Raw genomic sequence first — 20,189 nt, 5'->3', positions numbered from 1 at the left:
CCGCCTCACGGCGGGTTTTTTTTTGTCTTCCCGGATCAGGGCTTTGTCCAAACTGGACGGATATTCCGATGCTGATTCGACGAATGCGGAGACGCCACCCTTCGTAGAATTCCCGGATCAGACTCCCCTAGCTTTGACCAGCCCCACCGCTACATGTCCTATCCGGCCTTTTCCAGCAGACAAGCCATTGCAGATCCGGGACCGCTGTCGCCCAGCCACTCCCCGGTCAGGTTGCGAGCCACCGCGCATTTATATGGGGTCGAAACCCGCGCGCTCGAGCGCGCCCGCGTGCTGGCCGTCGGTTGCGGCACCGGGGAAGGACTGCTTCCTTTCGTCCTCGCCTACCCCGACGCGCAAGCGGTCGGGGTGGATGTATCGGAAGCCTTGATCGCGCAAGGCACGGAAACGGCGAAACGCATGGGCGCGGCCAACCTGGCCCTGTATGTGGGCCAGGCGACAGACCTGGGCAGCCAGCTCGGCGTTTTCGACTACATCATTGTTACGGGCGTGTACAGCTATCTGCCGGCGGACGCCGCGCAGGCGCTGCTGACGGCCTGCGCCGGCTTGTTGTCGCCCCAGGGCATCCTGTATCTCGACAGCCACGTCTATCCCGGTGCCAAGGCGCTGGACGTGGTGCGCGACGCCATCATGCTGCATGGCCATGCAGCTCAGACAAACGCCGAGTTGCGCCAAAGCGCCCTCGCCGCCCTGGCATTGTTCAAGGACGGCATATCCGCCGCTAACCCGCAAAACGCCACCTTGTCGACCGCTGCCGCGCAGTTCGAACGCGCGTTGAATGCGACCGCCGGCAACCCCGAAACGGGCGTCCAGCACTTGGCCTGCAATCCAAGTTACTTCGTAGAACTGGCGGGCCGGGCTGCAGAGGCGGGGCTTGCCTACGTGGGCGACACCCAGCCCTTAAGCGAAATCGCGCTCAACTTTGGCCAGGGCGTGTCCTTGAACCATAGTCTGTTGACAATGGGACAACCTGCAACGGTGCGTCAGCAGTACCTCGACTTCGCCACCGGCCGGGCGTTCCGGCAATGCATGTGGACCGCGCAGGACCGGGCTTCCGGCGTGCTCGGCAAGCCTGACTTCAGCCGCATGCAGAATCTGCGGTTTGCCTCCGGCCTGGTCCGCCTGGCGGCCAATGGCCAGGAACAGGGCGCCACGTATGTGAACCAGCTTGGCCGGGCCCTGGTGACGCACGATGCCGACATCGTCACGGTGACGGACATGCTGGCTCATGCCTGGCCGGCCTCCCTGCCCTACAGCACGCTGCTGGCGGTGCTGATGCAAAAAAACCAGACCGACGACGCCGTCAATCGCAAGATCCTCGATCGCGCATTCCAGACGCTCATGGAAAACGATCTGGTGCATTATTGCCTGGACAACGGCCCCTACGAATGCGAAGGCGATAACCTGCTGCGCCCGCTGCCGTGCATGAATGCTATGGATGGCGAAACCTGCGGCCAGGCCTCGCCGCGTTTCAACCTTTGGCACGAGCCGGTCAAACTCGTTCCATCGGACGCTCAGTCAACAATTATCGATAATATGGCTGCAGGTCGGCTACCCAACGATTCTGGAGCAGGCAGCGAACCGGTGCATCCATCGGATGTGGCCGAAACGCTCTCGTTACTGAAGCGCTACGCACTCATGCAGGGCAATATGCAAGCATGGGCCAACATGTTGCGCGACACCCTGACCGCGGCACAGGGCAACATGCCGCTGGCGGGTTTGTATATCAGCGCGCACGCCTATCTAAGCCTCAATGCGCGCATTCTGGTGGCCAGCGGTCATCAACCCAACCCTGGTCCCGCCATCGCCAGCCAAGCCGTTCGCCTGCATGAGCTGGTGACCCAGAAGGCCTTTGCCGAGGCCGAGCCGGTGGCACGCCGCCTGACGAAAACAGCGCCCAAATTCTGGGACGCCTGGGAAGCGCTGGCCATTGCGCTTTTCAGTATGGTGCGTGCGCCGGAAGCCATCTTGCCGGCTCTTACCATGCTCGATCTGGCGCCGGCCGACCCCCAAAGCTATGTGGTGCTTGCCGCCGTCCTGACGCAATTGGGGCGGACCTCGGAAGCCATTGGCGCAAGCCGCCGTGCCGTAGAGCTTGCGCCCCGCAGCGCCGAGACGCACTCCGCGCTGGCTGATGCGTTGTCCACGGAGCGGCGCTATAAGGAAGCCGAAGCCAGCAACTTGGCCGCGATTGCCTTGGACCCGACCCACCGGAAAGCGCGCATCAATCTGTGCAAGACCTACATCGATGCCGGGGATATTTCTCAGGCAGAGCGCGCCGCGCGCGAGGCCGTGGCCGCATTTCCCACCGAAACCATGGCGCGTAGCAACCTGCTCTTCGCGTTGAATTATTCCGTCGACAGAAACGCGCACGAGATTTTCGAAGCCTACCAAGCGTACGACCGGGACATATGCACACCGCTGCGTAAATCCTGGCGAGAGCACAAGAATTCACGTCAATTAGCCCGGCGCCTGAAGATCGGATATGTATCCCCCGACTTCCGCAAGCATTCCGGCAACAATTTTCTCGAACCGGTCCTGATTCACCACGATCGGACGGCATTTGAGCTAACAGCCTACGCGCAATTGGAAACAGAAGACGACGTCACGGCACGCTTCAAGCCCTACTTCGACAACTGGGTTCCGACGGCGAATATGACGGACGCGGATCTTTCGGAAAAGATCCGCCGGGATGAAATAGATATCCTCATTGACTTGGCCGGGCATACCCAAGGAAACAGGCTAAGCGTCTTCGCGCGAAAGCCCGCTCCCGTATCGGTGACGTGGATGGGCTATGGCTACACCACGGGTCTTTCAGCCATCGACTACATCGTGATGGATGACGTAATGGCGCCCCCCGGCTGCGAGGATCTGTTCTCGGAGAAAATCTGGCGGCTGCAAGGGGGCTGCCCCTACCGCCCCAATACCGCGATGGGCGACGTCAATGAGCTCCCGGCTCTTTCCAAGGAATGCATCACCTTCGGCACCTTGTCGCGCGCAATCCGAATAAATGACCGCACTGTCCGTACCTGGGCCGCCATCCTGCGAAAAATGCCCAACGCACGACTCGTTGTGAACAGTGGTAGTTATCGGGACGCGCCCATGTCCGCTGCGCTCGCGGCTCGATTCGAAGCGCTTGGCGTGAACCGCAACAGGCTCTCCATCGGCTACAGCAGCCCGCCATGGGACGTACTCCGGGGAATCGATATAGGCCTGGACTGCTTCCCGCACAATTCCGGCGTGACCCTCGTGGAGTTCATACATATGGGGGTGCCGTTCGTGTCTCTGGCCGACCGTCCGAGCGTGGGCCGTGTGGGCAGCTCGCTTCTGCACACCATCGGGCACCCCGAATGGATCTGCGCAACGGAAGAGGAATACGTCGATAAGGCGGTTGCGTTGGCAAGCGATTTGCCGGCGCTCGCCGGTATCCGAAAGAATCTTCGCCAGGACATGCGCGATAGCGCCTTCATGGACGAAGCGGGTTTCACTCGCAGATTCGAAGCAGATCTCAGAAAAATGTACACACAGTGGTGTGAGGCTCAAGCATGAAAGCAATCATCCTGGCCGGCGGGCTGGGCACCCGGATCTCGGAGGAAACCCAGGCTCGCCCCAAACCGATGATCGAAATCGGAGGCAGGCCCATCCTGTGGCACATCATGAAGACCTATTCCGCCCACGGCGTGAACGACTTCGTGATCTGCTGCGGTTACAAGGGCTACATGATCAAGGAGTACTTCGCGAACTACTTCCTGCACATGTCCGACGTGACATTCGACATGGCCGACAACCGCATGGAAGTGCATCAGCGCAAAGCTGAACCCTGGCGCGTGACGCTGGTGGACACGGGAGAGACCACGTTGACCGGCGGCCGCCTGAAGCGCGTGGCCGATTACGTGAAGGAAGAGGAGGCGTTCTGCTTCACTTATGGCGATGGCGTGTCCGACATCGACATCGGTCGCTTGATCGCGTTTCACCGTGGCCACGGCAAAGCGGCAACGGTGACCGCCGTGCAGCCCCCCGGCCGGTATGGGGCGTTGCGCCGCGAAGGCGACTCGGTCACCGGCTTTACTGAAAAGCCGCGCGGCGACGGCGGGCTGATCAACGGCGGCTTCTTCGTGCTCTCTCCCAGCGTCTTGTCCTTGATCGAAGGCGACGACACGTCCTGGGAAGGCGCGCCGCTGGAAACGCTGAGCCGGCAAGGCCAGTTGCAAGCATTCGAGCATCTGGGCTTCTGGCAGCCCATGGATACGTTGCGAGACAAGAACCAGCTCGAACAACTGTGGGCCCAAGGAAACCCGCCATGGAAAAAATGGGCGTGACACAGTTTGGCGGGGCCTATGAAGGAACCCGCGTCCTGGTCACTGGACACACAGGCTTCAAAGGAAGTTGGCTGGCCGCCTGGCTGGATCAACTGCGGGCGCGGGTCACGGGCCTGTCCCTGGATTCCGCCACGGAGCCGAACCATTGGGATCTGTTGCCGGTCGACGCCCTCGATCTTCGCGGCGACGTGCGCGACCGCCAGACGGTCCTGGATTCCATGGCTCAGGCCAGGCCGGAGATCGTCTTTCACCTGGCTGCCCAGACCCTGGTACGGGAATCCTACGGCGACCCGTTGACGAGCTGGTCCACGAACGTCATGGGCACCGCCAACGTGCTGGAGGCATGCCGCCTCACGCCGAGCGTGCGCGCGGTGGTGATCATTACCACTGACAAGGTCTATGCCAACCGCGAGTGGCACTGGGGATATCGAGAAAACGATGAGCTGGGAGGCCATGACCCTTACAGCGCATCCAAGGCAGCCTGCGAGATCCTCGTGGAAAGCTACCGCAAGTCGTTCTGGAGTTCAGACAAGCGCGTGCTGGTCGCTTCTGCACGTGCGGGCAACGTCGTAGGCGGCGGCGACTGGGCGCCTGACCGCCTGGTGCCGGACCTGGTCAGGGCGGTACGTGAGGGGCGCGCCCTGGAAGTGCGCTCGCCTGCCGCCACACGGCCGTGGCAACACGTGCTGGACTGTCTGTCGGGCTACCTGATGCTCGGCCAGCAGTTGTTGGCCGGGAACGCCCAATTTGCGGATAGCTGGAATTTCGGTCCAGCCGCGCAAGACAATCGCAGCGTGGCGGAGTTGCTTGAAATGCTGACTCGCCATTGGCCTGAGCTTGCGTGGAAGGCACAGCCGTCCAGTGGGCCGCACGAAGCCGGTCTGCTGCTGCTGGATTGCGCCAAGGCGCGCCAAGCGCTTGGATGGCATCCGGCGCTGCAGCTTGACGACGCGTTGGCTATGACGGCCCATTGGTATCGCCATCATCATCAATCCGGTCTGGCGCTCACGCAGGAGCAACTGCGCCAGTATGTCGACAAAGCCGCCAGTGCGGGCTGCGGGTGGGTAAAACCTTGAACGTGATCCAGACGGCCATTGCCGGCGTCGTTGTCGTCGAGACCCGGACGCACGCCGATCCGCGAGGCGCATTCACCCGCCTCTACTGCGCCCGCAGCCTGGCCGACATAATTGGTCCGCGCACTATCCTGCAGATCAACCATTCGCGGACGGCGCTTGCCGGTGCTGTACGCGGGATGCACTTCCAGCATCCGCCACACGCTGAAATGAAGCTTGTACGCTGCGTCAAGGGCCGCGTCTGGGATGTGGTCGTGGATCTGCGCGCCGGATCCCCGACATTCCTGAAATGGCATGCGCAGGGACTCGACATGGAATCGGCCCGGATGTTGGTTATTCCGGAAGGTTGTGCGCACGGCTTTCAGGCGCTTGAAGCCGATAGCGAACTGATCTATCTGCACACCGCGTTCTACACCCCTTCATCTGAAGCGGGCCTGCGCCACGATGACCCGAAGCTAGGCATCCGCTGGCCCCGGGAAGCCGTCGAGCTGTCTCCCCGGGACAGGTCCCACCCATTGCTCCCCGCTGATTACGCAGGAATTCAAGTATGAAGTGCCGCCATTGCGCCACGCCGTTGCAGCAGACGTTTGTCGACCTGGGCGCGGCTCCGCCATCGAACGCCTATTTGACCGCGCAGGAACTGACTCAGGCCGAAGCCTACTATCCGTTGAAGGTGCGCGTCTGCCACGCGTGCTGGCTTGTGCAGACCGAGGACTACACGCAGGCCTCCGAACTGTTCACCAAGGATTACGCCTATTTCTCGTCGACCTCGACTGGCTGGTTGGCCCATGCCGCGCGTTACAGCGACATGGTGATCCAGCGGCTGGGGCTGAACAGGCAAAGCCTGGTCATCGAGCTCGCGTCCAACGATGGCTATCTGCTGAAGAATTTTCTGGCCGCGGAAATACCTTGCCTGGGAATCGAACCCACAGCCAGCACCGCGGACGCCGCCGAGGCACAAGGCATTCCCGTCCTGCGGGAGTTCTTCGGCGAATCCCTCGGTAAACAACTGCGTGACAAGGGCCAACAGGCGGATCTGATCGTTGGCAACAACGTCTATGCGCACGTGCCTGACATCAACGACTTTACGCGCGGCCTGAAGGCTGCCTTGAAGCCGGGCGGAACCATCACCCTGGAGTTTCCTCATCTGCTACGTCTGGTCGAACACACCCAGTTCGACACCATCTATCACGAACATTATTCTTACCTGTCGCTGTATGCCGTAAGCCGGATATTTGCCTCGTGCGGGCTGCGGGTGACCGACGTCGAAGAACTCCCCACGCACGGGGGCAGCCTGCGCGTCTACGGATGCCATGCCCAGGATGGACGCGCCGATGATGGTTCGGTCGAGCGCATCTTGCAATCCGAACGGCAAAGCGGCCTGCAAGGGCCTGCCGCCTATCAGGCCTTCCAGGCGCGCGTCGACCAGATCAAAGACAATTTTGTGGATTTCCTGATCCAGCAAAAGCGCGCGGGCAAGACGATCGCCGCCTATGGTGCCGCCGCCAAAGGCAACACACTGCTGAACTACGCCGGCATCAAGCCGGACCTGTTGCCGCTGGTGTGCGACGCCGCGGCCTACAAGCAAGGCAAGTTCCTGCCGGGCAGCAGAATTCCGGTTTTTGCACCGGACAAGCTGAAAGAGGCGCGCCCCGACTATGTCGTGGTGTTCCCGTGGAACATCGTTGAAGAAGTGATCAGCCAGAATGAATACATCCGCAGTTGGGGCGGAAAGTTCGTGACCGCGGTTCCGACTCTGGAAATACGATGAGCGCTCGCATCCACTACACCAAACCCTCGATCACGGACCTTGAGGTCGAGTACGCCGCGGACGCCGCCCGCCATGGCTGGGGAGAGCGATGCTACGAGTACCTTGGCCGGTTCGAGCAGGGATTCAGGCAGCATATCGGCACCGAGTACGCCATCGCCACGTCCAGTTGTACGGGCGCGCTGCACATCGGCATGGCGGCGCTGGGCATCGGACCGGGCGACGAAGTGATCATGGCCGATACCAACTGGATCGCCAGCGCGGCGCCGATCGTCCATCTGGGTGCCAAGCCCGTCTTTGTGGATATCCAGCCGGACTCCTGGTGCGCAGACCCCGCTCACGTCGAAGCTGCGATCACCTCGCGGACCAAGGCCATTCTTGCCGTGCATCTCTACGGCAATCTTTGCGACATGGATCGCCTTCTTGCTATCGGCGATCGCCATGGCATTCCCGTCATCGAGGATGCCGCGGAAGCCATAGGTTCGTCGTATCGAGGCAAACGCGCGGGCAGCATGGGCACGTTTGGCGCGTTTTCGTTCCACGGGACGAAGACGCTGACCACGGGCGAAGGCGGGATGTTGGTCACCAACGACCCCAAGCTGTACGAAACGGCCATTACCCTGTCCAACCATGGCCGGCACGCCAAGCAGTCCAAGCAGTTCTGGCCGGACCTGCTGGGCTTCAAATACAAGATGTCGAACATCCAGGCCGCCATCGGGTGTGCGCAGCTGGAACGCATCGACGAGCTGATTGCGGGCAAGCGCCGGGTATTCGAGGAATACCGCTCTGCCCTGGGCGGGCTGGCGGGCGTGGCCCTGAACCCCGAGGCCGAGCATGTGCGCAATGGATACTGGATGCCGACAGCCGTCTTCGATCGTGACCTTGGTATCACGCGGGAAAGCCTTCAGGCAGCCCTGAATCCCGAAGGCATCGATGCGCGCGTCTTTTTCCATCCGCTGTCCAGCCTTTCCATGTTCGAACCCTGCCCGCGGAACGTGAACGCCTACGACATTCCCGAGCGCGCCATCAACCTGCCCAGTTACCACGATATGACCCAGGTTGACCTGGACCGGGTAACGGACGCCGTGCAACGTCTGTACGGAGCATCTTCCCATGCCCGATAGCCGGACAGGCCTCCCGCGCTGCGCCGTGATCTCCCAGCCCATGTACTTCCCTTGGGTGGGCATGCTTGAACAGATCAAGCATGCCGATGTCTTTGTGCACTACGACGACGTGCAGTTCGCGCGTGGCTTCTTTAATCGCGTGCAGATCAAGACACGGACGGGAACCAGCTGGCTGACCGTTCCGCTGGCAGGTCAAAAACGCGGGCAGTTGATCAACGAGGTGCAGATCGACAACCGGGCCGATTGGAAACGCAGCCATATTGACCAACTGAAGCAGGCGTATGAGGGCGCACCGTTCAAGAGGGAGATGCTTGACGTCGTTGACGCCGTCTTCTGCGCGCAACACCGGACGCTCGCCGACCTGGCGCAAACCTCCATGGGTGCGCTGGTTAATTACTTCGCGCCGATCGGGGCGGACAAGTCCTTCATGGCCTCATCGGCGCTGGGCATCCCTGGGTCTGGCACGCAGCGCCTGATAGACATTTGCATCGCATTACGCGCCACGTCGTACCTCACCGGACACGGCGCAAAGCACTACCTGGAACACCAGGCCTTTGAAGCCGAAGGCATCAGCGTGTCCTACATGGCCTACGGGTGCAAACCCTATACGCAGATGCATGGGGAGTTCACGCCCTATGTGAGCGCGCTGGACCTGATCGCCAACCGTGGCCGCGACGGGATCGCCGAAATCAATGGACGGCCCGAACCCTGGCGCGAATTCCTCCACAAGTCGACCCAAATAACGACCTCTCTATGAAGCAAGATCTGAACGCCGTCTCTTCCGAGTACCGCCCCAATGGTGCGACAGAGATAGAAAACAACTTGATGTTGAACTGGTACCCGCACCGGATCATCAACCGTTCCGGACACAGCGATTCGCTGCTGGAACTCGGTCTGGGCCACGGCTATACCTCGCGTATTTTCGCGCAAGCCTGCAACCGCCATGTCATCGTGGACGGCGCCAGCGTGGTCATCGAACAGTTTCGCCAGAATACGCCCGGGTTTGCGGGGGAAATCGTCGAGGCTTACTTTGAGGATTACGTTCCCGACCAGCAATTCGACATAATCGTGATGGGGTTCATCCTTGAGCATGTGGATGATCCCGATCTCATTTTGGATCGTTACCGCGGCTTTTTGAAGCCCGGCGGCAAAATGTACGTGGCCGTGCCAAATGCCAAATCGATGAACCGCCGCCTGGGGCTGGAGCTTGGTCTGATTGACGACATCTACAGCCTGAACGCCAATGACATCGCGTTGGGCCACCAACGGCAGTATTGCCGCGACACGTTGACGGCCGCGGTCCGCCGGGCTGGCTACCGGATCACCCACGAAGAGGGCATTTACCTCAAGCCACTGCCTTTGGCCGTGCTCAAGAGCCTGGACGACTTCGACGCGAACCTGCAGGCAATGCTGAAAGTTGGAGTGGATTTCCCGGACCTCTGCGTCGCCTTGCTGATGGAACTGGAAGAACTATGACCGAAGGCCACCGCGATGGCCGCCCCGTACCCGCCGGCTCGACCGGCGTGGTAACAGTCGCCGTCACCGGCGTAGGCGCCATTATTGGCCAGGGGATCATCAAAGGCCTGCGGGAATCCCGGTTTTCCGTGCGCGTCGTGGGAATCGACCGCAACAAGAATTCCCCCGGACCGCATCTTTGCGACGTCTTTGAACAGAAGCCTGACGTACCCGAGGATAGCCAGGCGTATCTGGACTACTGGGCACGCATTGTTGATACGCACGGCATCGACCTGATCCTGCCCGGCCTGGAACTGGACATGGCCTTCTTTGATCGCCATCGCCAGTTCTTTTCAGGACTGGGCGTGAAATTGGCGCTGAACACTCCGGAATTGATTGCTCAGACGGTCGACAAGTGGGAGTTTGGAAACGCGTTGAACGCCATTGGCTACCCCGCGATCCCGTCGGCCCGGCCCGCCACATGGGCTGAAGCGATCGCCGCGCTGGGCGCCCCCCCCTTGCTGCTCAAGCCGCTGCGAGGCAACGGATCACGCGGCATCGTCCTGCTGGAAGACGAGGATGACTTCAACTACTGGCGCCGCAAGAGCGCGTCGCCGTGGATGCTGCAGCGCGTTGTGGGAAGCGCCGATGAGGAATACACCGTGGGCGTTTTCGGATTGGGCGGCGGGCGGTGGCTGGGGCCGCTGATTTTCCGGCGCCGCTTGTCCAGCGCCGGCAATACCTTGGTGGCCGAGGTGTTGCACGATCACCCCATTATCGAAGCGGCCACGGAGTTCCTGTGCCTGCGCTTTCAGCCCTTGGGGCCGTCGAACTTCCAGTTCCGCGTCGAAGGCGACAAGGCATACCTGCTGGAAATCAATCCGCGCTTTTCGAGCAGCAACTCGCTTCGCACTGCTTTCGGTTTCAATGAGGCAGAGATGTCGATTCAGCTGTATCACGCTGGCGTGGAACCCGCCCAGCCACGCATTGGCGTCGGCAAGGCATGGCGCTATACCGAAGACTTTGTTATCCATGCTGGCCATTCTCTCTGATATCCACGGCAACTTGCCGGCGCTGCAAGCCGTCGTGGCAGACGCCAAGCAGCGTGGTTGCACGCGCTTCCTCTCGCTAGGCGACGTCGCGGGCTACCTTGCGCAACCCGGCGAATGCATCGACCTGCTACGCGAGCTTGAAGCGCCGAATGTGTTGGGTAACCATGACAGCTATATCACTCTGGATGAAAACTGCCCGCGTTCCAGGGTAGTGACCCAGATCATCAACTATCAAAAGAGCATACTCAGCACGGACCAGGTGGCCTGGCTGAAAGGTTCGCAGGAATCAATACGCGAAGGCGACTGCTTGTACGTGCATGGCGGACCGGAAGATCCTCGCGATCAATATCTCTACACGATATCGGCGGACAAGATTCCCGCAGACGTCAGGCTGCTGTTTTCCGGCCACACCCACGTGCAGGTGCTTGCGCATTTCGGCCCGCAACGCTACTGCAACCCGGGTTCCGTGGGACAGCCGCGAGACGGCGACCGCCGCGCCGCCTACGCCACTCTGCATAACGACCAGGTGCATCTGCATCGCGTCGCCTACGACATCGACCGTACCGTCCAAGCCATGAAGGCCGCGGGCTTCGAGCCGTTCTGCTACGAAAACCTCTATAAGGGCGCGCAAATCGGCGGACGCGTCGATAGCGTCAACATCATCCAAAACACCGAGAGCCAAGACCATGGACGCCATCAAACAATTCCAGAATGAAGTGCAGGACAACATCAAGCGCCTGGGCGCAGACAAGACCATGTCGGCCGACACGCTTGCATGGATGATCAAGGCAGGCACCATCGGCGCCTACACCTACAATTTCCAGTGGCTCGGACGCCCGATCATCCAGTATCCGCAAGACATCCATGCCATGCAGGAGATTATCTGGGCCACGCAGCCTGATGTGATTGTCGAAACGGGCATAGCGCATGGGGGCTCGCTCATCCTGAGCGCGTCTATGCTGGCGATGCTCGACTACTGCGACGCGCAGGCCAATAGAACGCCGTTGATGCCTGGCGTCTCGAATCGGCGCGTCATCGGGGTGGATATCGACATCCGCGCCCATAATCGGCAGGCGATCGAAGCCCATCCCCTGAGCCATCTGATCACGATGGTGCAAGGATCAAGCATCGCGGCGGATATCGTCCAACAGGTACGCGAACTGGTGGGCGACGCCAAGCGCGTGCTGGTGTGCCTGGACTCCAACCATACCCATGAGCATGTGCTGGCCGAACTGGAAGCCTATGCTCCGATGACGACCCCCGGCAGCTACTGCGTCGTTTTTGACACAGTCATTGAAGACATGCCGGCGGAACTCTGCGCGCACCGCCCGTGGGGCCAGGGCAATAGTCCAAAATCCGCCGTTCAGGCCTGGTTGCCGCAACATCCGGACTTCGAGCAGGACCTTGCCATGCAGCACAAACTTCAGATCACCGTGGCGCAAGACGGCTTCCTCAAGCGAGTCCGGTGAGCAGCTTCATTGCTGACTGGCATGTCCCCAGGTGCGGTGCCGCACGTTCGTCGCGGCCCCGCACCGACCAGACCGGCGACGCACCACACTTTTCGCCGGATCCCCATCCGTAATTCCGGGCAGCCAGCAACGGTGGGTTCTCCACCCAGCCCGTAGCCCATTGTCCAGGCCAAACGACGGCCTTCGACCGGGCGAATCCCATCCAAGCCCCCCTTTTCCCGTTCTATTCCCCCCTTGCGCCGCTGCGCACTTACTTCATAATTGCCGTCGCACGCTTTTGTATCCATATTTTTCACGACATGACCGCCACGCCCCCCGATCCACTCGCTACGCAGCACGACGGCACCCCGGATCCAGACACTCAGGCGCCGGTGGATGCGCAGACCATGCATCTGCGCGAAGAGAACCGCGCATTGCGCGAACTGCTGGCCGCACAGGTGCAGGCCGCGCTTCCTCAGCACCAGCCGGGTTGGCTTCGGCGGCTGTGCTGGTGGCTGATATCAGCGCCGGGCGCGGCGCTGGTGGGTTGGCGCAGCCTGCTGGGGCGCGACGAAGCCACGCCGATCACCCGCCGGCGCGTGGGCTATGCGACGCTGACCGTGCTGTACACCCTGGCCATCTACGGCGCCCTGGTGCTGCTGGTCGTCTCGTGGAATTCGCCGAATGCCGCGCGCTCCGGTGTCACGGCCGCCAGTCCGGTGCGCGTGCCGCTAGTGCCGCTGCCGCCCTTGCCCGCGGAAGCCGAGCCGGGTCAGGAACCCGCCGCCTCTCCCCCCGCCTCGCCCGCAACGTCCGCAACGTCCGCGACGGATAAACCCGAACCCGGCCTGGCAGATCAGCCCGCGCAGCCGCGCGCCGCTGCGCCCTCCGCTTCTCCCGCGCCCCTCGCTTCTCCGGCGGCGGCCGCGGCGGCACCGGCGGGCGAGCCGCCCGCCAGCGCGGCGGCGCCGCATTCCACGCTGCGCATCACCGAGATCCCGGCGCCGAATCCGCTGGCCTGGGTGGACGCGCTCAAGGGCGAACTGGCGCGTTGCGCCGAGTTGGGCTTTTTCGAGCGGCCCGATTGCGCGTGGGCGGCTCGCAAACAGTTCTGCGAGCCGAACCACGGATGGGGCACGGTCGCCGAATGTCCGAAAGAGCCATAGCGCGCGGCCGATGCATGTCACATGCCGGCCACGAACCGGGGCGACAATGCCTCAACGCCGCAATCGCGCCGGAATGTTTTGCATCAAATTGAAAACGTACGCCATAATGGCACCTGCTTCGGCCCGGACCCGGCCTTTCATCATTAGGACACCTTGACCATGGATGCTTCCGTCAACAACACCGTCAACTCCGCCCTGGCCCTGAGGGACGTCAACCTCATGCAAGAGGTGCAGGCCACCGTGATGAAGAAGGCGATCAACGCGCAGGCCGACTCGGTCGCGACGCTGATGCAGTCGCTGCCCGTGCTGGCCATCGACGGCACGCTGGGCTCGCGCGTCAACACGCACGCCTGAGCCTCGCCTGGCGCGGCAAGCCGCGCATCGGGCAAGATATCCAGGCCGCCCCGTTCGGGCGGCTTTTTCATGGCCGCCCGGGCGCTGAGCGCCAGTCAAAAAAACGCCGGCCCTATCAAAGGGACCGGCGTTTTTCATGCGGTGGCGGCAAGCCGCCGCGCATTACTTCTTCTTCATGGGCGGCAGGTCGGTGCAGACGCCTTCGGCGACTTCGGCCGCCATGCCCACCGATTCACCCAGGGTCGGGTGCGGGTGGATGGTCTTGGCGATGTCGACGACGTCGGCGCCCATTTCCACGGCCAGGGCCAGCTCGCTGATCAGGTCGCCAGCGTGGGTGCCCACGATGCTGCCGCCCAGGATGCGATGCGTTTCCGCGTCGAAAATCAGCTTGGTGAAGCCCTCGTCGCGGCCGTTGGCGATGGCGCGGCCGGAGGCGGCCCAGGGGAACACGCCCTTTTCGATCTTGATGCCTTGCTTCTTGGCTTCGTCTTCGGTCAGGCCCACCCACGCCACTTCCGGATCGGTGTAGGCCACCGACGGAATGACGCGCGCGTCGAAGAAGGACTTCTGGCCGGCCGCGGCTTCCGCCGCGACGTGGCCTTCGTGCACCGCCTTGTGGGCCAGCATGGGCTGGCCGACGATGTCGCCGATGGCGTAGATGTGCGGCACGTTGGTGCGCATCTGGCGATCGACCTCGATGAAGCCGCGGTCGGTCACGGCGATGCCGGCACGGTCGGCGCCGATCTTCTTGCCATTGGGGCTGCGGCCCACGGCCTGCAGGACCAGGTCGTAGCGCTGGGGCTCCTTGGGAGCGCCCTCGCCTTCGAAGGACACGTAGATGCCGTCCTTCCTGGCTTCGGCGCCCACGGTCTTGGTCTTCAACATGATGTTGTCGAAGCGGTAGGCGTTCTTCTTCTGCCAGACCTTGACCAGGTCGCGGTCCGCGCCCTGCATCAGGCCGTCCAGCATTTCCACGACGTCCAGGCGTGCGCCCAGCGTGGAGTACACCGTGCCCATTTCCAGGCCGATGATGCCGCCGCCGACGATGAGCATCTTCTTGGGGATTTCACGCAGCAGCAAGGCGCCGGTGGAATCGACGACGCGGTCGTCTTCGGGCATGAACGGCAGCTTCACCGATTGGCTGCCGGCGGCGATGATGGCCTGCTTGAAGCGCAGGGTCTGGGCCTTGCCGTCGGCGCCCTTGACCGTCAGGTGGTTGGCATCGGCGAATTCGCCCACGCCCGTCACCACGGTGACTTTGCGAGCTTTGGCCATGCCGGCCAGGCCGCCGGTCAGCTTGGCGACCACGCTGTCCTTGTAGCCGCGCAGCTTGTCCAGGTCGATCTTGGGCTCGCCGAAGCTGATGCCGTGGGAGGCCAGTTCGCGGGCTTCGTCGATGATGGCGGCGTTGTGCAGCAGCGCCTTGGACGGAATGCAGCCCACGTTCAGGCAGACTCCGCCCAGCGTGGCGTAGCGTTCCACCAGGACCACGGACAGGCCCAGGTCGGCAGCGCGGAAGGCGGCGGAGTAGCCGCCGGGGCCCGCGCCCAGCACCAGCATGTCGTATTCGGCATCGGCCGAACCGCTGTAGGTGGCGGCCGCGGGAGCTGCCGCCTTGGCGGCGGGAGCCGGCGCGGATCCGGCCTTGGCTTCGGTCTTGGCGTCGGCCTTCTTGGGGGCATCGGCGGCCTTGGCCGCGGGCGCGGCGTCAGCGCCTGAGCCGGCTTCCACTTCCAGCACGACCGCGCCTTCGGCGACCTTGTCGCCGACCTTGACGGCGATGGACTTCACCACGCCGCCCTGCGACGCGGGGATTTCCATCGAGGCCTTGTCGGATTCGACGGTGATCAGGCTTTGTTCCGCCTTGATCGTGTCGCCCACCGCCACCAGCACTTCGATGACTTCCACTTCCTTGAAGTCGCCGATGTCCGGCACTTTGATTTGAACGGTATTGCTCATGGGGCTCCCCGTTTACAGCGCGATGCGGCGGAAGTCGGCCAGCAAGGCGCCCAGATAGGCGTTGAAGCGTGCGGCCGAGGCGCCGTCGATGACGCGGTGGTCATAGGACAGCGACAGCGGCACGATCAGGCGCGGCACGAATTGCTTGCCGTCCCAGACGGGCTTGTGCGAGGAGCGCGACACGCCCAGGATGGCCACTTCAGGGGCGTTGATGATGGGCGTGAACGAGGTGCCGCCAATGCCGCCCAGGGACGAGATCGAGAAGCAGCCGCCCTGCATTTCGGCGGGCGAGATCTTGCCGTCGCGGGCCTTCTTGGACAGGTCGGTCATTTCCTGCGCGATCTGCAGGATGCCCTTCTTGTCGGCGTCGCGGATCACCGGCACCACCAGCCCGTTGGGCGTGTCGGCGGCGAAACCGATGTGGTAGTACTGCTTGAGCACCAGGTTGTCGCCGTCCAGCGAGGCGTTGAACTCGGGGAACTTCTTCAGGGCGGCGACCACGGCCTTGATCAGGAAGGCCAGCATCGTGACCTTGACGCCCGACTTCTCGTTTTCCTTGTTCAGCGTGACGCGCAGCGCTTCCAGGTCGGTGATGTCCGCTTCGTCGTTGTTGGTGACGTGCGGGATCATGACCCAGTTGCGGTGCAGGTTCGCGCCGGAGATCTTCTTGATGCGCGACAGGGGCTTGGCTTCGATCGGGCCGAACTTGGTGAAGTCGATCTTCGGCCACGGCAACAGGCCCAGCGCGGCGCCATCGGCCGAACCGCCGGCGGCGGCCGTCGGGGCGGCGGAAAGCGCCTGCTTGACGAAACCGCGCACGTCGTCGGCGGTGATGCGTTCTTTCGGACCCGAACCCTTGACCTTGCTCAGGTTCACGCCCAGCTCGCGCGCGAACTTGCGCACCGACGGCGAAGCGTGCGGGAGCTGGCCGGGCTTGAGGTTGGCGTCTTCCAGCGCGGCGGCGGGGGCCGGACGCGCAGCGGGAGCGGCCGGCGCGGCGGCGTCGGCCTTGGCTTCAGCCTTGGCGGCGGGCGCCGCGGCAGCCTCGGCCTTGGCGGCCGGCGCGGCGGCAGCGCTGCCTTCCTGCGCGGCGCCTTCGACCACGACGACGACCGAGCCCTTGGCGACCTTGTCACCAACCTTGACCTTCACTTCCTTGACCACGCCGCCTTGCGACGACGGGATCTCCATCGAGGCCTTGTCGGACTCGACAGTGATCAGGCTTTGCTCGGCCTTGATGGTGTCGCCCACGGCGACCATCACTTCGATGACTTCCACTTCCTTGAAGTCGCCGATGTCGGGCACTTCGATCTCGACCGGGCCGGTAGCGGCGGCCGGGGCCGACGCTTCAGCCTTGGGCGCGGCGGCGGCGGCCTGCTTGGGTTCTTCCTTGGCGGCCGGCTTGGCGTCGGCCTTGGACCCGGCCTTGGGGGCCTCTTCCTGGGCCGGGGCGGCATCGCCCCCTTCCACTTCCAGCACGACCGCGCCTTCGGCGACCTTGTCGCCGACCTTCACGGTGATGGACTTCACCACGCCGCCCTGCGACGCGGGGATTTCCATCGAGGCCTTGTCGGATTCGACGGTAATCAGGCTCTGTTCGGCCTTGATCGTGTCGCCCACGGCAACCAGCACTTCAATGACTTCCACTTCCTTGAAGTCGCCGATGTCGGGAACCTTGATTTGCACGATGTTGCTCATGTCTCTTTACCCTCAGGCGTATTGCGGGTTGGCTTTGTTCGGATTGATGCCGTACTTCTTGATGGCTTCGGCCACCTTGGCGACGGGCACCTTGCCTTCGTCGGCCAGCGCGCGCAGCGCGGCGACCACGACGAAGTGGCGGTCCACTTCGAAGTGCTCGCGCAGCTTCGAGCGGAAATCCGAGCGGCCGAAACCATCGGTGCCCAGCACCTTGTATTCGCGGCCCTTGGGCACGAACGGACGGATCTGGTCGGCAAAGAGCTTCATGTAGTCGGTCGACGCGATGATCGGGCCTTCCGACTTGGCGAGCTGTTCCGTGACGTAGGCCACCTGCGGCTTCTTTTCGTCGGGGTGCAGCATGTTGTGGCGCTCGGCGTCCAGGCCGTTGCGGCGCAGTTCGGTGAAGCTGGTGACGCTCCAGAGGTCGGAGGCGACGTCCCAGTCGGCGGCCAGCAGTTCCTGCGCGGCCATGACTTCGCGCAGGATCGTGCCCGAACCCATCAGCTGCACGCGGTTCTTGCCCTTGCCGTGCGACTTCAGCTTGTACATGCCCTTGATGATGCCTTCCTCGTCGCCCTTGGTCAGACCGGGCTGCGGGTAGTTTTCGTTCATCACCGTCAGGTAGTAATAGACGTTTTCCTGGTCTTCCACCATGCGCTTCAAGCCATGCTGGATGATCACGGCCAGCTCATGGCCGAACGTCGGGTCGTAGGACACGCAGTTCGGGATGGTGGACGCCAGGATGTGGCTGTGGCCGTCTTCGTGCTGCAGGCCTTCGCCGTTCAGCGTCGTGCGGCCGGCGGTGCCGCCCAGGAGGAAGCCGCGCGCCTGCATGTCACCCGCGGCCCAGGCCAGGTCGCCGATGCGCTGGAACCCGAACATCGAGTAGTAGATGAAGAACGGGATCATGATGCGGTTGTTCGAGGAGTACGACGTGGCCGCCGCAATCCACGAGCTCATTGCGCCCGCTTCGTTGATGCCTTCCTGCAGGAGCTGGCCGTCGGCCGATTCCTTGTAGTACATCACCTGGTCCTTGTCGACCGGGGTGTACTTCTGGCCTTCCGGCGCGTAGATGCCGATCTGGCGGAACAGGCCTTCCATGCCGAAGGTGCGCGATTCGTCGGCCAGGATCGGCACGACGCGCGGACCGAGGTCCTTGTCGCGCAGCACCTGGTTCAGGATGCGCACGAACGCCTGGGTGGTGGAGATTTCACGGCCTTCGGCGGTGGGCTCCAGCACGGCCTTGAACGCGTCCAGCGCGGGCGCCTTCAGTTGTTCGTCGGCCTTGGCGCGGCGGCGCGGCAGGTAGCCGCCCAGCGCGGCGCGGCGCTCGTGCAGGTACTTCATTTCGGGCGAGTCTTCGGCCGGCTTGAAGTACGGCAGGTCTTCCAGCTTGTCGTCCGGGATCGGGATGCCGAAGCGGTCGCGGAATTCGCGGATGGAGTCCAGTTCCAGCTTCTTTTGCTGGTGGGTGGGGTTCTTGGCCTGGCCAACATGGCCCATGCCGTAGCCCTTGATGGTCTTGGCCAGAATGACGGTGGGCTGGCCGGTGTGGGTGGTCGCGGCGTTGAACGCGGCGTACACCTTGTGGGGATCATGGCCGCCGCGGTTCAGGCGCCAGATGTCCTCGTCGCTCATGCGCGACACGGCTTCCAGCAGCTTCGGGTGCTTGCCGAAGAAGTGTTCGCGGACGAACTTGCCGTCATTGGCCTTGTACGCCTGGTACTCGCCGTCGACGGTCTCTTCCATGATCTGGCGCAGGATGCCTTCCTTGTCGTGCGCAAGCAGCGGATCCCAGTAGCCGCCCCAGATCAGCTTGATGACGTTCCAGCCGGAACCGCGGAAATCGCCTTCCAGTTCCTGGATGATCTTGCCGTTGCCGCGCACCGGCCCGTCCAGGCGCTGCAGGTTGCAGTTGACGACGAAGATCAGGTTGTCGAGCTTTTCACGGGCAGCCAGGGCGATGGCGCCCAGCGATTCGGGTTCGTCCATTTCGCCGTCGCCGCAGAATACCCAGACCTTGCGGTTGCTGGTGTCGGCGATGCCGCGGGCGTGCAGGTACTTCAGGAAGCGGGCCTGGTAGATGGCCATCAGCGGGCCCAGGCCCATCGACACCGTCGGGAACTGCCAGAATTCCGGCATCAGCTTGGGGTGCGGATAGGACGACAGGCCCTTGCCGTCGACTTCCTGGCGGAAGTGATTGAGCTGTTCTTCGGTCAGGCGGCCTTCGAGGTAGGCGCGGCCATACATGCCGGGCGAGGTGTGGCCCTGGAAGTAGACCAGGTCGCCGCCGTGGCCTTCGGCTTCGGCGTGCCAGAAGTGGTTCTGGCCGCAGCCGATCATGGTGGCCAGCGAGGCGAACGACGCGATGTGGCCGCCCAGGTCGCCGCCGTCCGGCGGGTTGTGCTTGTTGGCCTTGACCACCATGGCCATCGCGTTCCAGCGCACGTACGAACGGATGCGGACTTCCAGCTCCAGATTGCCCGGATGCGCCGGCTCGAGGCCGGGGGGAATCGTGTTGACGTAGGCGGTATTCGGCGAGAACGGGATGTGGGCGCCGGAGCGACGGGCTTCGTCGATCAGGCGTTCCAGCAGGTAGTGGGCGCGCTGCGGTCCTTCACGGTCAAGGACTGCCGCCAGGGCTTCGAGCCACTCCTGGGTTTCAAGGGTGTCTTCGTCGTTGGCAGCCTGCACGGCGCCAGCCTGGGCGAAAGAGGACATCGTGTGTCTCCTGTTGGGGTTCGTTCGTGACCAC

Annotated in this window: 16 protein-coding genes; 13 read left to right on the top strand and 3 right to left on the bottom strand. The window is 63.0% G+C overall.

Annotated elements, in window-relative coordinates; translation table 11 throughout:
* Positions 1–153 precede the first annotated feature (153 nt).
* The 13 genes from ASE30_RS11180 (at position 154) to ASE30_RS11120 (ending at position 13,777) form a co-directional block, all read left to right on the top strand.
* Positions 154–3,567 carry a bifunctional class I SAM-dependent methyltransferase/glycosyltransferase gene (locus tag ASE30_RS11180; protein ID WP_057284386.1) on the top strand — a complete coding sequence of 1,138 codons (3,414 nt, stop codon included), beginning with the start codon at positions 154–156 and terminating at the stop codon, positions 3,565–3,567.
* Positions 3,564–4,337, top strand: a complete 774-nt coding sequence (rfbF, locus tag ASE30_RS11175) for a glucose-1-phosphate cytidylyltransferase (RefSeq protein ID WP_057284385.1) — start codon at positions 3,564–3,566, stop codon at positions 4,335–4,337. The genes ASE30_RS11180 and rfbF overlap by 4 nt, the downstream gene beginning before the upstream one ends.
* Positions 4,319–5,413 carry a CDP-glucose 4,6-dehydratase gene (gene rfbG / locus ASE30_RS11170; RefSeq protein WP_057284384.1) on the top strand — a complete coding sequence of 365 codons (1,095 nt, stop codon included), beginning with the start codon at positions 4,319–4,321 and terminating at the stop codon, positions 5,411–5,413. Before rfbF ends, rfbG begins: the two co-directional genes overlap by 19 nt.
* Positions 5,410–5,961: a dTDP-4-dehydrorhamnose 3,5-epimerase family protein gene (locus ASE30_RS11165; protein ID WP_057284383.1), complete on the top strand. Its 552-nt coding sequence runs from the start codon at positions 5,410–5,412 to the stop codon at positions 5,959–5,961. The genes rfbG and ASE30_RS11165 overlap by 4 nt, the downstream gene beginning before the upstream one ends.
* Positions 5,958–7,181 carry a class I SAM-dependent methyltransferase gene (locus ASE30_RS11160; RefSeq protein WP_057284382.1) on the top strand — a complete coding sequence of 408 codons (1,224 nt, stop codon included), beginning with the start codon at positions 5,958–5,960 and terminating at the stop codon, positions 7,179–7,181. Before ASE30_RS11165 ends, ASE30_RS11160 begins: the two co-directional genes overlap by 4 nt.
* Positions 7,178–8,302 carry a DegT/DnrJ/EryC1/StrS aminotransferase family protein gene (locus tag ASE30_RS11155; RefSeq protein ID WP_057284381.1) on the top strand — a complete coding sequence of 375 codons (1,125 nt, stop codon included), beginning with the start codon at positions 7,178–7,180 and terminating at the stop codon, positions 8,300–8,302. Before ASE30_RS11160 ends, ASE30_RS11155 begins: the two co-directional genes overlap by 4 nt.
* A complete protein-coding gene (locus ASE30_RS11150) occupies positions 8,292–9,059 on the top strand; it encodes a WbqC family protein (protein WP_057284380.1) in 768 nt (255 codons plus the stop codon). Before ASE30_RS11155 ends, ASE30_RS11150 begins: the two co-directional genes overlap by 11 nt.
* On the top strand, positions 9,056–9,778 hold the full coding sequence (locus ASE30_RS11145; RefSeq protein ID WP_057284379.1) for a bifunctional 2-polyprenyl-6-hydroxyphenol methylase/3-demethylubiquinol 3-O-methyltransferase UbiG: 723 nt from the start codon (positions 9,056–9,058) through the stop codon (positions 9,776–9,778). The genes ASE30_RS11150 and ASE30_RS11145 overlap by 4 nt, the downstream gene beginning before the upstream one ends.
* Positions 9,775–10,809 (top strand): ATP-grasp domain-containing protein, encoded by a 1,035-nt coding sequence (locus tag ASE30_RS11140; protein ID WP_057284378.1) that lies wholly within the window; start codon positions 9,775–9,777, stop codon positions 10,807–10,809. Before ASE30_RS11145 ends, ASE30_RS11140 begins: the two co-directional genes overlap by 4 nt.
* Positions 10,790–11,524, top strand: coding sequence for a metallophosphoesterase (locus ASE30_RS11135; RefSeq protein WP_057284377.1), 735 nt, complete (start codon positions 10,790–10,792; stop codon positions 11,522–11,524). The genes ASE30_RS11140 and ASE30_RS11135 overlap by 20 nt, the downstream gene beginning before the upstream one ends.
* Positions 11,496–12,278 carry a cephalosporin hydroxylase family protein gene (locus ASE30_RS11130; RefSeq protein ID WP_057284376.1) on the top strand — a complete coding sequence of 261 codons (783 nt, stop codon included), beginning with the start codon at positions 11,496–11,498 and terminating at the stop codon, positions 12,276–12,278. The genes ASE30_RS11135 and ASE30_RS11130 overlap by 29 nt, the downstream gene beginning before the upstream one ends.
* 299 nt (positions 12,279–12,577) lie before the next feature.
* A complete protein-coding gene (locus ASE30_RS11125) occupies positions 12,578–13,423 on the top strand; it encodes a hypothetical protein (protein ID WP_057284375.1) in 846 nt (281 codons plus the stop codon).
* Between the two features lie 159 nt (positions 13,424–13,582).
* Positions 13,583–13,777, top strand: a complete 195-nt coding sequence (locus ASE30_RS11120) for a putative motility protein (protein ID WP_057284374.1) — start codon at positions 13,583–13,585, stop codon at positions 13,775–13,777.
* Positions 13,778–13,939: 162 nt separating this feature from the next.
* On the opposite strand, the gene lpdA is transcribed toward ASE30_RS11120, so the two are convergent.
* The 3 genes from lpdA to aceE are packed head-to-tail and all read right to left on the bottom strand — an operon-like array spanning position 13,940 to position 20,155.
* Positions 13,940–15,736: a dihydrolipoyl dehydrogenase gene (gene lpdA / locus ASE30_RS11115; protein ID WP_057284373.1), complete on the bottom strand. Its 1,797-nt coding sequence runs from the start codon at positions 15,734–15,736 to the stop codon at positions 13,940–13,942.
* A 12-nt stretch (positions 15,737–15,748) separates the two neighbouring features.
* Positions 15,749–17,434, bottom strand: a complete 1,686-nt coding sequence (aceF, locus tag ASE30_RS11110) for a dihydrolipoyllysine-residue acetyltransferase (protein WP_057284372.1) — start codon at positions 17,432–17,434, stop codon at positions 15,749–15,751.
* 12 nt (positions 17,435–17,446) lie between these two features.
* Positions 17,447–20,155 (bottom strand): pyruvate dehydrogenase (acetyl-transferring), homodimeric type, encoded by a 2,709-nt coding sequence (aceE, locus tag ASE30_RS11105; protein ID WP_057284371.1) that lies wholly within the window; start codon positions 20,153–20,155, stop codon positions 17,447–17,449.
* Positions 20,156–20,189: the final 34 nt, after the last annotated feature.

The organism is Achromobacter sp. Root83 (assembly GCF_001428845.1).
Taxonomy (GTDB): Bacteria; Pseudomonadota; Gammaproteobacteria; order Burkholderiales; family Burkholderiaceae_B; genus Achromobacter.
The sequence above is the reverse complement of the archived record's forward strand: the minus strand, read 5'-3'. Positions and strand labels throughout refer to the sequence as shown.